Origin of the sequence: Streptomyces similanensis, from assembly GCF_039543625.1 — a bacterium.
Classification (GTDB): domain Bacteria; phylum Actinomycetota; class Actinomycetes; order Streptomycetales; family Streptomycetaceae; genus Streptomyces; species Streptomyces similanensis.
This window is the reverse complement of record NZ_BAABKC010000044.1, coordinates 15,633-30,465: the sequence shown is the minus strand read 5'-3', so window position 1 is coordinate 30,465 and position 14,833 is coordinate 15,633. Positions and strand designations below refer to the sequence as shown.

11 protein-coding genes, 1 tRNA gene and 1 pseudogene are annotated in these 14,833 nt (G+C 72.4%); 8 read left to right on the top strand and 5 right to left on the bottom strand.

Going from position 1 to position 14,833, the window contains the following annotated elements:
- The 4 genes and pseudogenes from ABEB07_RS14280 to ABEB07_RS14265 form a co-directional block, all read left to right on the top strand.
- Window positions 1–753 (top strand): annotated as a pseudogene (locus ABEB07_RS14280) (dTMP kinase); the annotation flags it as partial.
- A gap of 153 nt (window positions 754–906) precedes the next feature.
- Window positions 907–2,112, top strand: coding sequence for a DNA polymerase III subunit delta' (locus tag ABEB07_RS14275; RefSeq protein WP_345668646.1), 1,206 nt, complete (start codon window positions 907–909; stop codon window positions 2,110–2,112).
- Between the two features lie 152 nt (window positions 2,113–2,264).
- Window positions 2,265–3,878: an alpha/beta hydrolase gene (locus ABEB07_RS14270; RefSeq protein ID WP_345668645.1), complete on the top strand. Its 1,614-nt coding sequence runs from the start codon at window positions 2,265–2,267 to the stop codon at window positions 3,876–3,878.
- Window positions 3,879–3,982: 104 nt separating this feature from the next.
- Window positions 3,983–4,056, top strand: a tRNA-Thr gene (locus ABEB07_RS14265).
- A gap of 828 nt (window positions 4,057–4,884) precedes the next feature.
- Here the strand turns inward: ABEB07_RS14265 and ABEB07_RS14260 are convergent.
- The 3 genes from ABEB07_RS14260 to ABEB07_RS14250 form a co-directional block, all read right to left on the bottom strand.
- The gene (locus tag ABEB07_RS14260) at window positions 4,885–5,847 is read right to left on the bottom strand and encodes a D-2-hydroxyacid dehydrogenase family protein (protein ID WP_345668644.1); all 963 of its coding nucleotides are present in this window, start codon (window positions 5,845–5,847) and stop codon (window positions 4,885–4,887) included.
- A 155-nt stretch (window positions 5,848–6,002) separates the two neighbouring features.
- Entirely contained in the window at window positions 6,003–7,721 is a 1,719-nt protein-coding gene (locus tag ABEB07_RS14255) for a bifunctional 3'-5' exonuclease/DNA polymerase (RefSeq protein ID WP_345668643.1), read from the bottom strand.
- 125 nt (window positions 7,722–7,846) lie between these two features.
- Window positions 7,847–8,611, bottom strand: coding sequence for a Clp protease N-terminal domain-containing protein (locus ABEB07_RS14250; protein WP_345668642.1), 765 nt, complete (start codon window positions 8,609–8,611; stop codon window positions 7,847–7,849).
- Between the two features lie 148 nt (window positions 8,612–8,759).
- On the opposite strand from ABEB07_RS14250, the gene ABEB07_RS14245 reads away from it, so the two are divergent.
- Complete coding sequence (locus ABEB07_RS14245; protein WP_345668641.1) at window positions 8,760–9,872, top strand: DUF2786 domain-containing protein; 1,113 nt, start codon at window positions 8,760–8,762, stop codon at window positions 9,870–9,872.
- A gap of 47 nt (window positions 9,873–9,919) precedes the next feature.
- Here the strand turns inward: ABEB07_RS14245 and ABEB07_RS14240 are convergent, their stop codons facing one another.
- A complete protein-coding gene (locus ABEB07_RS14240) occupies window positions 9,920–10,465 on the bottom strand; it encodes a DUF4232 domain-containing protein (RefSeq protein ID WP_345668640.1) in 546 nt (181 codons plus the stop codon).
- A gap of 732 nt (window positions 10,466–11,197) precedes the next feature.
- On the opposite strand from ABEB07_RS14240, the gene ABEB07_RS14235 reads away from it, so the two are divergent.
- Entirely contained in the window at window positions 11,198–11,467 is a 270-nt protein-coding gene (locus tag ABEB07_RS14235) for a DUF397 domain-containing protein (RefSeq protein WP_343235757.1), read from the top strand.
- A gap of 98 nt (window positions 11,468–11,565) precedes the next feature.
- Here ABEB07_RS14235 and ABEB07_RS14230 read toward each other — a convergent pair whose 3' ends face one another.
- Window positions 11,566–12,048 (bottom strand): ATP-binding protein, encoded by a 483-nt coding sequence (locus ABEB07_RS14230; protein ID WP_345668639.1) that lies wholly within the window; start codon window positions 12,046–12,048, stop codon window positions 11,566–11,568.
- Between the two features lie 353 nt (window positions 12,049–12,401).
- Between ABEB07_RS14230 and ABEB07_RS14225 the strand changes: the two genes are divergently transcribed.
- Window positions 12,402–13,226, top strand: a complete 825-nt coding sequence (locus tag ABEB07_RS14225; protein WP_176152060.1) for a helix-turn-helix domain-containing protein — start codon at window positions 12,402–12,404, stop codon at window positions 13,224–13,226.
- Window positions 13,227–13,343: 117 nt separating this feature from the next.
- Window positions 13,344–14,804: an aldehyde dehydrogenase family protein gene (locus tag ABEB07_RS14220; protein ID WP_345668638.1), complete on the top strand. Its 1,461-nt coding sequence runs from the start codon at window positions 13,344–13,346 to the stop codon at window positions 14,802–14,804.
- Window positions 14,805–14,833 lie beyond the last annotated feature (29 nt).

Genomic DNA, 14,833 nt, shown 5'->3' with positions numbered 1-14,833 from the left:
AGGCCGCCGTCGGACGCGGTGACCGTGGCGACCCCGGTCGTGACGCCGGCGAACGCCTCGGGCGGCCCGGCGGACGAGACGGCGGTGCTGCCGCCGGTGCGCGACGACCGGGCGGCGGACGCGCCCGCGGACCGCTCCGGAGCCGAGGACCGCGCCGGCGCGTCCAGGACCGAGAACCGTTCCGGCGCGTCCGGGACCGAGTCCGAGTCCGAGAGCACGGCCGAGCTGCCGCAGCCCGCGGTGCCGCCGGCCGCCGCGGGAGCCGCGGACGAGACGACGGTGCTGCCCCCGGTCACGGGCGCCGCGGACGAGACGGCCGTGCTGCCGCCGGTCACCGGGGCGGCCGACGAGACGGCCGTACTGCCTCCGGTGCGGGACGAGGGGCCGGTGCCGGGGCGCGGTGACGACCCCGCGGACCGGGTGCCGCCCGGCTACTTCCGGGACGAGCGGCCGGCGGCCGCCCGGCCCGACGGTTCCGACGACCGCACCCGCGAGCTGCCCCGGATCGGCCCGGACGGCCCGGACGGTCCGGCGCGGGTCGCTCCGGACGGACCGGCGCGCCGCCGGTCCCGCCCCCGCCCGGACTGGGCCGAGGAGACCCCGCTGGACGACCTCCCGACGCTCGCGGACGAGTTGCTGGGACCGCGCGGCGACGACGGGGAGCACGGCGCGTACGGCGATAGCCGAGGCGCCGACGGCACGGACGGCGGGGACGGCGGGGACGGCCGCAGGCGCGGCGGCCGCCGCCGCTGAACCGGCCGGCCGCCCGCGTACCGCCGGGCGGCCGCGCGACGACGGTGGGCCCGGCCCCCGCCCCGCCCGGGGTGGGGGCCGGACCGCGTTGTCAGTGGGGCCCCGCACAATGGATGCCGCACCGCGAAACATGACGGAAGGGCGGCGTGACCCATGAGCGTGTGGGACGACCTCGTCGGGCAGGAGAGGGTCAGCGAGCAGCTGGGCGCCGCTGCCCGGGACGCCGATGCCCTGGTCACGGCGGCCGCCTCCGCCGCCCCGCCGCCGGAGGCGTCGAAGATGACGCACGCGTGGCTGTTCACCGGGCCGCCCGGCGCCGGGGTCGCGCAGACGGCGCGGGCCTTCGCCGCGGCGCTCCAGTGCGTGAGCCCCGACCGCGCCCTGGGCGGTGCGCCCGGCTGCGGCTTCTGCGACGGCTGCCACACGGCCCTGATCGGCACCCACGCCGACGTCAGCACGGTCGCCGCCGTGGGCACCCAGATCCTCGCCGACGACATGCGGGACACCGTCCGCAAGTCCTTCACCTCCCCGGCGAACGGCCGTTGGCAGGTGATCCTCGTGGAGGATGCCGAACGTCTGAACGAGAAGTCCGCCAACGCCGTCCTGAAGGCGGTCGAGGAACCGGCGCCGCGCACCGTCTGGCTGCTGTGCGCCCCCTCCCTCGAAGACGTCCTGCCGACGATCCGCTCCCGCTGCCGCCACCTGAACCTGAGCACCCCGTCCGTGGACGCCGTGGCCGACATGCTCGTACGCCGTGAGGGCGTCGAGCCCGCGGTCGCGGCGGCCGCCGCCCGCGCCACCCAGGGCCACGTCGACCGGGCCCGCCGCCTGGCCACCGACCCGGCCGCGCGCGAACGCCGGGCGGCCGTCCTGAAGCTCCCGCTGCGCCTCGACGACATCGGCGGCTGCCTCAAGGCGGCCCAGCAGCTCGTCGACGCGGCGGCGGACGACGCGAAGGCGCTGGCCGAGGAGACGGACGCCAAGGAGACCGAGGAACTGAAGGCGGCGCTGGGCGCGGCGCAGGGCGGCCGGCTGCCGCGCGGCACGGCGGGGGTGATGAAGGACCTGGAGGACAAGCAGAAGCGCCGGCGCACGCGCACCCAGCGCGACAGTCTCGACCTGGCCCTGACCGACCTCACCGCCTTCTACCGCGATGTGCTCGCCCTCCAGCTCGGTTCCCGTCTGGCGATCGCCAACGGGGACGTCGAGGACACCTTGGACCGCATCGCCCGGGGCAGCTCCCCCGAAGCCACCCTGCGCCGGATAGAGGCGATCGCCGCCTGCCGCGACGCCCTCGACCGCAATGTGGCGCCGCTGCTGGCGGTGGAGGCGATGACGATGGCCCTGAGAGCAGGCTGACGACCGGCGTGACCGGCGCCGGCCAATGACCGGCGTGACCGGAACTGAACGATGAGTGCGCGTCGCGTCACACCCGCTTGACGACGTCACTCGTACGAGCCCGACCAGGCGCGGAGCGCGGCGAATTGGTCGCAGAGAGTTACGATCGCTGGATGTACCTCAGGCGCGCCCTTCGTCCGGACACCCCTCCGCGCAGCAGCCGACGCCCCCGGACCGTCCGCACGGCCGGTTCCTTCCTAGCGGCCGCGGTCCTGCTCGTGTCGGCCTGCTCCTCCGGAAGCACTCAGCACCGGACCACCCCCGCGGCGGAGGCGGTGCTGGCCGCGCTGCCGCGGGCCACGCCGGCCGCCCTGGCGCCGTACTACGACCAGAAGCTCTCCTGGCGGGACTGCGGGGTCCCCGGTTTCCAGTGCGCCACGATGAAGGCCCCGCTCGACTACGCCAAGCCGTCGGCGGGCGACGTCCGGCTGGCGGTGGCCCGCAAGAAGGCCACGGGACCGGGCTCGCGCCTGGGCTCGCTGCTGGTGAACCCGGGCGGACCGGGCGGCTCGGCCATCGGCTACCTCCAGCAGTACGCCGCCCTGGGCTACCCCGCCGAGATCCGCGCCCGCTACGACATGGTGGCGATGGACCCGCGCGGCGTGGCCCGCAGCGAGCCCGTCGAGTGCCTGGACGACCGGGCCATGGACGCGTACACGCAGACGGACGTCACGCCCGACGACCGCGAGGAGACCGACGCGCTGGTCGCCGCGTTCCAGAAGTTCGCGGAGGGCTGCGGCGCCCACGAGCCGACGCTGCTGCGGCACGTCTCCACGGTGGAGGCGGCCCGTGACATGGACGTCCTGCGCGCCGTCCTCGGGGACCGCAGGCTGAACTACGTCGGCGCGTCGTACGGCACGTTCCTCGGCGCGACGTACGCCGGGCTGTACCCGGACCGGGTGGGCCGCCTCGTCCTGGACGGCGCGATGGACCCCACCCTGTCCGCGCGCCGGATCAACATCGACCAGGCGACCGGCTTCGAGGCGGCGTTCCAGTCGTTCACGAAGGACTGCGTGCGGCAGAGCGACTGCCCGATCGGCGGCCCGGGCACCACACCGCAGCGGGCCGGGGAGAACCTGGCCGCCTTCTTCCACAAGCTGGACGCGCACCCCGTCCCGACCGGCGATCCGAGCGGCCGCCGCCTCGGTGAGGCGCTGGGCACCACCGGCGTCATCGCGGCGATGTACGACAAGTCGGCCTGGCCGCAGCTGCGCGACGCGCTGAACGCGGCGATGAGGAAGAACGACGGCGCGGGCCTGCTGGCCCTGTCCGACAGCTACTACGAGCGCGACTCCAAGGGCGGCTACAGCAACCTGATGTACGCCAACGCGGCCGTGAACTGCCTGGACCTGCCCGCGGCCTTCTCCTCGCCCGCGGAGGTGAAGAAGGCGCTCCCGGCCTTCCGCAAGGCGTCCCCGGTCTTCGGCGAGGGCCTGGCCTGGTCCGCCCTGAACTGCGGGTACTGGCCGGTCAGGGCCACCGGCGAGCCGCACCGCATCGAGGCGAAGGGCGCGGCCCCCATCCTCGTGGTCGGCACCACCCGCGACCCGGCGACTCCCTACCGCTGGGCCCAGGCCCTGGCCCACCAGCTCTCCTCCGGCCGCCTGCTCACCTACAACGGCGACGGCCACACCGCCTACGGCCGCGGCAGCCGCTGCATCGACTCCGCCATCGACGCCTACCTCCTCCGCGGCACCCAGCCGCCGGCCGCGAAGCGCTGCTCCTAGCCCCACCGCCCGCCCCGGAGCCCCCTCCGGGGCGGGTACGTAGCACCCTCGGAGACTGTGTAGACTTACGGACGTTGCCGCTCGCACCACGGTGCGCTCAGCACGCCGCTTTAGCTCAGATGGCCAGAGCAACGCACTCGTAATGCGTAGGTCTCGGGTTCGAATCCCGAAAGCGGCTCCGTCGGGAAGGCCGGCTAGGAATGTTCCTAGCTGGCCTTTCGTCGTTCAGTGGATGCGGTGGCGGCGTCGTGGCGGCAGGTGTGGGGTGGGCGGCGGCCGGTCGACTGGGTGTCCCCTAGACACCCCCTACGGCCAAAGAACTACCCGTCATCACCGTCGCGGGTGATGCGCTCGGTGTGCGGTGGACAGTACGTTGGGGGCATCGAGTCCCCTGGACTCAAGCACCGCTCCCTTTGTCGGGGGTGAGTGCCGCGCAGGGGGTTCATCTTCGGGTGAATCTCCCTGTGCGGCATTCGCTGCACGCTCGACAGAAGGGAGTTCCCAGTGGAAAGGTTCGAAGCTCTTGCTCGGCTCCTCCGCCGGAGGGCAAGCAGTGGTTCGGCCGGTCACAACTCAACAGTGAGTGATGACTGCGCGAACGGTCACGATCCCGACTCGACCAGAGGGGCGGGTGACGCACGTTGGCGCAGGTGCAAGTCGAGAGCGATCGGCGTCGTCCGAGGGGTTTCTCTGGCACTCGCCCTGCTGCACAACGGTGGCGATGCCTTGATGTTCCTGGAGCACGTTCACGATCGTGGGGGATTCTGCTCCCTCGATCTTGTGCGCGACAACGAAATGCTCGACAACTTTGTGTGTTCTCTGTGATGTATTTTCTGTCTGCGTGACTTGCGAATCTTTTAAACGCTGAAGTTATCTGTGTATCTCTGTTATGTGTATCTCTGAAGCGATTATTCTCTGTGATAGCGAACTTGTGGCGGCCCAGCATCTCTGCTGGGCCGCTTTTCTTTGTTCGGGCTCCGGCAGGTTCCGCGCTCGCTGCTCCGTGTCAGCTCAGGACGCGGATCGGGGCGCCCGAAAGCCAGGCACCGATGGCCTCCACCGCCTGGCCGTAGTAGCGCTCGTAGTTGGCGCGGGAGACGTAGCCCAGGTGGGGGGTGGCCAGGAGGCGGGGAGCGGTGCGCAGGGGGTGGTCGGTGGGGAGGGGCTCGGTGTCGAAGACGTCGAGGCCCGCGCCGGCGATACGGCCCTCGCGCAGGACGGTGAGCAGGGCGTCCTGGTCGACGATCGCGGCGCGCGAGGTGTTGACCAGGTAGGCCGTGGGCTTCAGGAGGGCCAGTTCCCGGGCACCGAGGAGGTTCCGGGTGCGGTCGCTCAGGGCCAGGTGGATCGAGACGAAGTCCGAGGACGCCAGCAGGTCCTCCTTGGTGCGGGCCAGGGTGACTCCGACCTCCGCCGCCCGTTCCTCCGTGAGGTTCTGGCTCCACGCCGTGACCTCCATGCCGAAGGCGAGGCCGACCGCGGCCACCTTGCCGCCGATCCTGCCCAGGCCCAGCAGGCCCAGACGGCGGCCGTGCAGGTCGGCGCCCACCGTGGACTGCCAGCGGCCGCCGGCGCGCAGCGCGTCGTTCTCCTGGACGATCCCCCGGGCCAGACCGAGCAGCAGGGCCCAGGTGAGTTCCACCGGCGGGGTCCCCGAGCTCTCCGTGCCGCACACGGTCACGCCGTTCGCGCGTGCGGCGGCGTAGTCGATCACCGAGTTGCGCATGCCGGAGGCGATCAGCAGCTTCAGCCGCGGGAGGCGGTTCAGGAGCGCGGCCGGGAACGGCACCCGCTCGCGCAGGGTCACGACCACGTCGGCGTCGGCGATCGCCGCCACCAGCGCGTCCTGGGTCGCGAAGTGCTCGTCGTACGTGACCACGTCGACCCGGTCGCCCAGCGGCGACCAGTCGGCGAAGGCGGTCGCGGCGTTCTGGAAGTCGTCCAGCACGGCACAGCGCAGCGGTCGCATGTCGGTTCTCCCCCTCGATCGGGATCGGGCGGGGCGGCGGCACCGGGCAGCGACGGGCGGCCCGGCAGGTCCCCACTCCGTTCACGATGATCTTCCACCTGCTGTCTGCCACCCGGTCCGCCGGGGGTGTGGCGGCTCGGCGTCGGCCGGGACGCTCACTTGGCGTCCGCGTAGCACTCCACCACCGCCGTCGTGAACGGGAACCGCACCGGGGTGTCGCCGAACGTCAGCCGGCCGGCCAGTTCGGAGGCCACGCGGATCGCCTCGACGATCGTGTCGGCCTCCTCCTTCGGGCAGTGCACGATCACCTCGTCGTGCTGGAAGAAGACCAGCTCGGCCGCCATGTCCCGGCAGGTGCGGCGCAGCGCGGCGAGCAGCAGCAGAGCCCAGTCGGCGGCGCTGCCCTGGACGACGAAGTTGCGGGCGAAGCGGCCGCGGGCACGGGCGTCGGAGGAGACGTGTCCCGGCATCCAGCCCCGGTCGCCGCCTCCCCAATCGCCGGTCCTGCCGGGGGAGTGCTCGGCCGGGTCGTCCTGCGGCAGGCCCGCCTCCTCGGTGGCGTCCTCGGAGTCCGCGGCGGCCGGCGGGCAGGTCCGGCCCAGCCAGGTCCGTACGAGCCGGCCCTCCTCCCCGGCCCGCGCGGCCTCGTCGACGTAGGCCACCGCGCGCGGGAAGCGGCGTCTGAGGGCGGCCAGGTTCTTCAGGCCGTCGCCCGAGGTCTGGCCGTAGACCGCGCCGAGCACGGCCAGTTTGGCCTGGGCGCGGTCGCCGGAGAAGGCGCGCTCGGAGACGGACTGGTAGAGGTCGGAGGTGCGGCCGGCCACCTCCATCAGGCCGGGGTCGCGGGAGATCGCCGCCAGTACGCGCGGTTCCATCTGGTCGGCGTCGGCGACCACCAGGCGCCAGCCGGGGTCGGCGACCGCGGCCCGGCGGATGACCTTGGGGATCTGGAGCGCGCCCCCGCCGTTGGTCACCCAGCGGCCGGTCACGGTGCCGCCCGCCAGGAACTCCGGCCGGAACCGCCCCTCGCGCACCCAGTCCTGGAGCCACGACCAGCCGTGCGCCACCCAGATCCGGTACAGCTTCTTGTATTCGAGCAGGGGCGCCACGGCCGGGTGGTCGATGGACCGGATCTCCCAGCGGCGGGTGGAGCGGACCTTGATCCCGGCGCGGGCGAAGGCCTTGACGACGTCGGCGGGCAGGTCCGGCCGCACCCGGCGGCCGAAGGCGGCGGACACCTCGTCGGCCAGTTCGGCCAGCCGCCGCGGTTCGCCGCCGCCCGCGTAGCGCTCGCCGAGCAGATCGTGCAGCACCCGGCGGTGCACGTCCGCGCTCCAGGGCAGACCCGCGCGGTTCATCTCGGCCGCCACCAGCATGCCCGCCGACTCGGCCGCGGTCAGCAGCCGCATGCGGTCGGGGTGCGTGGTCCTCTCGTGCCGCCGCTGCTGCTCGGCGTGGACCGCGATCAGGTCCGCCAGCGGCAGGTGGACGCCCTCGGGTTCGAACAGGGAGGACTGCGCGCCCGGTGCGGCCGGCCGCTGCGGTGGGTCGGGCGGTACGGGACCGCCGCGCAGCCTGGCCAGCGCGGCGGCCGCCGAACGGGGCTCGCCGTGGTGTCCCTCGTGGCCGAGCAGCAGGGTCTCGGCGTCCTCGATGTCGTAGCACCGCTCCACGCGCACCCCGGCCGCGAGCAGCCGGGGATAGACCTCGGCGGTGGACCGCCACACCCAGCGGGTGACGTGCGGCCGGCTCCGGACGGCCTCGGCCAGGTCCGGCTCCCGGCGCACCGGGCCCGCGGGCAGCCCGTCCGGACCGAGGGGGGCGACCTCCGCGCCGCCGCCCTCGGCCGGCGCCAGCGCCCACCGGTCGGTCATGCCGTCGAGTGTCGCAGGGGGGTCTGACATTGATACTCGTAGCGAGCCGCACGGTGGGCACGCGCCGCGGGGGTCCGGCAGCGGGGGTCCGGCAGTGGGGGTGTGCGCCGGGGAAGCGGCCGGGGTCAGGCGGGGCCGTGGTCCCCTTCGGGCTGCCGGTCGTCCTGCCGTGCCGTCGTGTCGAGGAACCGCGCCAGGGTCGCCACGACGTACTCCTCGGTGCGGTCCTTGCTGAGGCCGGCGCCGCTCAGGACGCCCTCGCCGTTCTCCAGCTCCAGCAGGGCCAGCAGGATGTGTTCGGTGCCGATGTAGTTGTGGCCGAGGCGCAGGGCCTCCCGGAAGGTGAGTTCGAGGGCCTTCTTGGCGGCGGGGCCGTACGGGATCAGCTCGGGGGCGTCCGGGGAGGCCGGCGGGAGTACGGCGGTGGCGGCCTCGCGGACCGTCTCCAGGGGGACGCCCTGCTCCTGTACGGCCTTGGCGGCCAGTGCCTCCGGTTCGGTGAGCAGCCCGAGGACCAGGTGCACGGGCAGGCCCTCGGTGTTCCGGGCGGCCTTGGCCGCCTCGTTGGCGGCCATCACCACCTTGCGCGCGCGGGGCGTGTAGCGGCTGAAGCCCTGGCTGGGGTCGAGATCGAGGGACTCCTTGGGCACGAACCGCTTCTGCGCGGCCTGCCGGGTGACGCCCATGCTCCTGCCGATGTCGGTCCAGGAGGCGCCGGAGCGCCGTGCCTGGTCGACGAAGTGCCCGATGAGGTGGTCCGCGACCTCGCCGAGGTGCTCACCGGCGAGAACGGCGTCCTGGAGCTGCTCCAGCGGCTGTTGGTGGACGTTCTTGATGGCCGAGATGAGGTCGTCGAGACGGATGGACGACCTGATGCTGGGGTTCGTCATACCGCAACCGTAGGTTGACAGTGGGGGACTGTCAACCGATGGTTGACGGCCGTGTCAGATGGGCTTCCGTACGTCGGCGGACCGTCCCGCCGTCGGTTGTCCACAGGGTGTGGACAGTGCGGGAGGCGGGGCATGGCACGATCGGACCGTGACCACGTCCAGCACCGTCGACCGCGCCCTGTCGGCCGCCCTCTACGCCGCCACCGACGACGCCCTCGACGCCGGCGCCTCGATGCTCGCCGCCGATCCCACGGCGGACGCCGAACTCGCCCGCCGCGGCGTGGAGTTGGTCGCGGCGGCCTGGCAGCGGGGCTGGCAGCCCGGCGATCTCACGCGCGTCGTCCGGCGGGAGCTCGACGACCTCCACCTCCGGCTCGCGGCGGCCCTGATCCGCGCCCAGGTCCCGCACGACCGGCCGCGCGGCCCGCGCTGGGCCGCGCAGCTCGACGAACTGACCGCCGACGAGGCGCCCGCCGACGACCGCTTCTCGTACGCCACCGCCGTGCTGGAGCTGTACCGGCTGCTGCTGCGGCTGCCCACCCTCGAAACGCTGGACGACCTCGCCGCGCCGGGCCCCTCGGCGCCCCGGGGCGACTCCCGGACGCTCGGCCGGATCCGGGCGCTGCTCGCCAAGGCGGAGGCGACCGGGTTCCCGGAGGAGGCGGAGGCGCTGAGCGCCAAGGCGCAGGAGCTGATGGCGCGGCACAGCATCGACGAGGCGCTGATCGCCGCGCACGGGCCGGCGCCGGACGCGCCCGGCGCCTGCCGGATCGGTGTCGAGCCGCCGTACGAGCAGGCCAAGGCCGTGCTGCTGGACGCCGTCGCCACCGCCAACCACTGCCGGGCCGTGTGGAACGAACCCCTCGGCTTCTCCACCGTCGTCGGTTTCGAGGCCGACCTCGAAGTGGTCGAACTGCTGTACACCTCGCTCCTCGTCCAGGCCACCACCGCAATGACCCGAGCCGAGGCCGCGCAGAGGGCGGGCGGGCGCAAGCGGACCAAGACCTTCCGGCAGTCCTTCCTCGCCGCCTACGCCCACCGCATCGGCAGCCGCCTCGCGGCCGTCGCCGAGCACCAGGTCACCGAGGACCTGCTCCCCGTCCTGGCGACCCGCGACGTGGCGGTCGCCGACCGGCTGGACCGGATGTTCCCGGACACGACCACCACCCGGCTGCGCGGGGTGAGCGACGCGGCCGGCTGGACGGAGGGCGCGCAGGCGGCGGACCGGGCCCAGATGCGGCATCGCCGGCCGCTGAGCTGAGCCCGGGGGCCCGTCCGGCGGCCCGAGTCCGGGGACGTGGCGGTCCGTCAGTCCCCGGCCTGCTGGAACGCCGTCACCGACGCGTCCGGGTGCGCCGCGTCGCTCTTGCCCTGCACCGGGCCGTACGACCACGGGTAGCTCTTGGCGTCGGACGCGCCCGGCAGCGCGATCTTCAGCGAGGTCGCCGCCAGGCTCTTCGCGTCGCCCGCCTTGCCCCGGACGTAGGTGAGGGTGAAGGAGGCGGTGTCCCCCTTGGCGAGGGTCAGTTTCTGCGCCTGCCCCGTCTTGTCCTGCGGCACGGCCGCCGTGTCGCTCCCGGCGGCCAGGGTGAGGCCGGGGAAGCCGTCCAGGGTGCACGCGGCGCCCTGGTTGGTGAGCGTGACCGGGACGTTGCCCGTGTCCCCGGCGGCGGGCGCGGCGTTGGCGGGGCCGACCTGGAGGCCGACCGCGCCGAGCCGGCAGGCCGTGTTCTCGGTGGTGTCGGTGTTCTTGCTCCCGGTGTCGGTGCCGTCGCCGTCGCTGCCGCCGCTGTCGCAGGCGGTCAGCAGGAGGGCGGCGGCGAGGGCGGTGACGGTGATCGCAATGGCGCGCATGAGGTGGTTCCTTGGGTCGTGACGATGCTCAAGGATCATCACGTACGAGGGTGCGGCGCGGTTGCCCGCCCCGCCACCGGGCTCCGGAGCGGTCAGGAGCCGGGACTCGCCGTGGGGAGCCCGAGGGTATCGTCCCGCCCTCCGCCCGCGTGGACGTCTCCTCGCCGAGACCACCCTCCCAGGTAACGCGGAAGGTGGTCTTGTTGACGGAGTCCACCGTGCCCCCCGTACGGGACGCGCGGGGGACTGTGGGAGGCTTCCCGGTGGCCGGAGACCACCGTCCCCGACCGTTGCAGATGCATCCGCGCAACCACGGACCGCACCGCCCCCCCGCGCGTTCGCCCCCTTCGCGTCCGCGTCGGCCGGCTTGCGCGCTCCACCGACCGGAAACCGCTTCCCGCCGCCCGCGCCCGGCGCTTCGCCGCCTTTCCGAACGTCCCGCTCCGCAACTCCTCGGCCGACGCCGGAACAGGTGAGGGGCCGCATGCGTCTCTTCCTAGTACGCGCGGCGTGTGCGCGGGAGGCGGAAGTCCGCGGGCGCATGGTCGTCGGGTCCGGGGGCAGGCGCTGGAAACCGCTTCGGTAAAGCGTTCGCCAACGCTGTAACCGCCGAAGCACTCCGCGTGCACGTGCATCTGCTCATGCAGCTGCACATGAACAAGGTTATGATCCGGGTCAGTTGACCGATGCATCAATGGCCACATCAGCCAGTGCACCACCGGGGAGCGACCTGTGAACCACGACGTCGAGGGCGTGTACGGGGAGTGCGACGTGCACAACGGCATGGCGGCCACACAGCTGCACGGAGTGGCCTGGCAGAAGAGCAGACACAGCAACTCGCAGGGTTCCTGCGTGGAGTTCGCGCGGCTGCCGGGCGGTGACGTGGCCGTGCGGAACTCGCGGTTCCCGGACGGGCCCGCGCTCGTCTACACCCGCGCCGAGATCGAGGCGATGCTGCTGGGCGTCAAGGACGGGGAGTTCGACCACCTCGTCGGAGGCTGAGCAGAATCGGTTCGCCCGAGTACTCCCGCACACTCGGTGACCGGTGTGCGGCAGAGCGTGACGCGCGTAGATCCACGGCGTGCGAGAACCGTGCGGCGTCAGTCGGCGGGGCGGAGCCGGAACAGCGCCCAGACGACCTTGCCGCCCAGCGTGCCGGCCAGCGGGTGCCAGCCCCAGCTGTCGCTGAAGGAGTCGACGAGGAACAGGCCGCGGCCCGACTCGGCGGAGAAGTCCTCGGTGTCCTCGCGGGCGACCGGGCTGTCCTGGCTGGGGTCGCGCACGGCGCACACGAGCCGTTCGCTCCAGTGCATCAGGTGCAGCCGCACCGCCGGGGCCTGCTCGCACGACCGCGGCCCGGGTACGGCAGGCATCGCGTGCCGCAGGGCGTTGGTGACGAGTTCGGAGACCACCAGGCAGACGTCGTCGAAGCGGTCGCCCAGCTCCCACGTGTCGAGCGTGACCCGGGTGAACCGCCTGGCCTCGCGCACGGCTTCGTAGCGGGCGGGCAGGGCGCAGGAGGCGGCGTCCGACACGGACGCGAGGTCCATCGGCGGAAGGCCCTGCCGTAACGGCTGGAGCATGGTCGATCCATTCGTCCCCATGCGAGGCACTCCCGATAATCCGCGGTCGTTGCGATGCAGCGGTGGTGCGGGACCATGGTTTCGGATGCGCACAGCAGATGCAAGGGCAGATGCACGTGCACGTGACCGAAATGCGCCTTCCCGTACCGCTTGCTGGCCATTTTTTCCGCCATCCTCATGTCCGTCGCATGCCTCCTTCTTGCCGTGGGCTGCACGGTTTCTGCGATCTCTTTCCGTTTCCGTAATCACGCGAGTACAGCTCGAAGTGATTTAGTGGCAGACTGCGGCCCTTAAGACGGTTGGGGAGGCTGGCGAAGGTGAGCGCGGGAGAGCCCGGATCGGTGGTGCGGCGGATGCTGCTCGGCTCGCAACTCAGGCGACTGCGGGAATCGCGGGGGATCACGCGGGAGGCGGCGGGATACTCGATCCGCGCCTCGGAGTCGAAGATCAGCCGGATGGAGCTGGGCCGGGTGAGCTTCAAGACCCGTGACGTGGAAGACCTGTTGACGCTGTACGGCATCACGGACGAGGCGGAGCGCAGCTCACTCCTCTCGCTCGCCAAGGAGGCCAACGTCGCGGGCTGGTGGCACAGCTACTCCGACGTCCTGCCGAGCTGGTTCCCCACCTATGTGGGCCTGGAGGGCGCGGCGTCGCTGATCCGCGTCTACGAAGTCCAGTTCGTGCACGGCCTGTTGCAGACCGAGGAGTACGCCCGCGCGGTGGTCCGGCGGGGCATGCGGGGCGCGAGCGAGGCCGACGTGGAGCGGCGGGTGGCGCTGCGCCTGGAGCGGCAGAAGCACCTGGTCGCCGAGAACGCCCCGGACCTGCACATCGTCCTGGACGAGGCCGCCCTGCGCCGCCCCTACGGCGACCGCGAGGTGATGCGCGGCCAGCTCCAGCACCTGATCGAGATCTCCGAGCGGCCCAACGTGCGGCTCCAGGTCATGCCGTTCAGCTTCGGCGGGCACGCGGGCGAGTCCGGCGCCTTCACCATCCTCAGCTTCCCCGAGTCCGACCTGTCCGACGTCGTCTACCTGGAGCAGCTGACCAGCGCGCTCTACCTGGACAAATCCGAGGACGTCGGCCAGTACGAGAGGGCGCTCAAGGAACTCCAGAGCGACAGCCCCGGCCCCGACGAGAGCCGTGACCTGCTGCGCGGCCTCCTCCAGCTCTCCTAGCCCCCCGACGCCCTCGCGGCCCTCCGGCTCCGCCCGCGCGGACACGTCAACTCCGCTGTCCCACGCGTACGATGACGTCCCATCAGACAGCGCGAGCCTGGGATTAGAGGGATCACCATGTCGTCCTACTTCACCGACCTGGCCCAGCAGTACATCGACGGCGAGTGGCGTCCCGGCAGCGGATCCTGGGACATCATCGACTTCAACCCGTACGACGGCGAGAAGCTGGCCTCGATCACCATAGCCACGGCCGACGAGGTCGATCAGGCCTACCGGAGCGCCGCCCGAGCCCAGAAGCAGTGGGCCGCCACCAACCCCTACACCCGCCGCGCGGTGTTCGAGAAGGCGCTGCGCCTGGTCGAGGAGCGCGAGCAGGAGATCACCGAGGTGATCATCGCGGAGCTGGGCGGCACCCACCTCAAGGCCGCCTTCGAACTGCACCTGGTCAAGGAGTTCCTGCGCGAGGCGGTCCATCTGGCGCTGGCCCCCGAGGGGAAGATCCTGCCCTCGCCGACCGACGGCAAGGAGAACCGCGTCTACCGCGTCCCGGTCGGCGTCGTGGGCGTCATCAGCCCCTTCAACTTCCCCTTCCTGCTGTCCGTCAAGTCGGTCGCCCCGGCGCTCGCGCTCGGCAACGGCGTGGTGCTCAAGCCGCACCAGAACACGCCGATCACCGGCGGCTCCCTGGTGGCCAAACTCTTCGAGGACGCGGGGCTGCCGGGCGGGCTGCTCAACGTCGTCATCACGGACATCGCCGAGATCGGCGACGCCTTCATCGAGCACCCCGTGCCCAAGGTCATCTCCTTCACCGGCTCCGACACCGTCGGCCGGCACGTCGCCACCGTCTGCGCCGCCCACTTCAAGCGCGCGGTGCTGGAACTGGGCGGCAACAGCGCGATCGTGGTCCTGGACGACGCCGACCTCGACTACGCGGTCGACGCGGCCGTCTTCAGCCGCTACGTCCACCAGGGCCAGGTCTGCATGGCCGCGAACCGGGTGCTGGTCGACCGCTCCGTCGCCGAGGAGTTCACCGAGAAGTTCGTCGCCAAGGTCAGGACGCTGAAGACCGGCGACCCGCGCGACCCGGGGACGGTCATCGGCCCGGTGATCAACTCCACCCAGGCGAACGCGATCTCGGGCACCGTGGAGCAGGCGGTCGCCGAGGGCGCCACCGCCCTGCTGCGCGGCGCCGTCACCGACAACCTGGTCGAGCCGTCCGTGCTGACGGACCTGCCCGCCGACTCCGCGCTGCTGAGGCAGGAGGTCTTCGGCCCGGTCGTCTTCCTCGTCCCGTTCGACGGCGAGGAGGAGGCGGTCCGCCTCGTCAACGACACCCCGTACGGCCTCAGCGGCGCCGTGCACACGGCGGACGTCGAGCGCGGCGTCGCCTTCGCCAAGCGGATCGACACCGGCATGTTCCACGTGAACGACGGCACCGTCCACGACGAGCCGCTCGTCCCCTTCGGCGGCGAGAAGCACTCGGGCATCGGCCGGCTGAACGGCGAGACGACCGTGGACGCCTTCACCACAATCAAGTGGATCTCGGTGCAGCACGGCCGCAGCGGCTTCCCGTTCTGACGCCCCGGCCTCCCGCCGCGCGCGGGAGG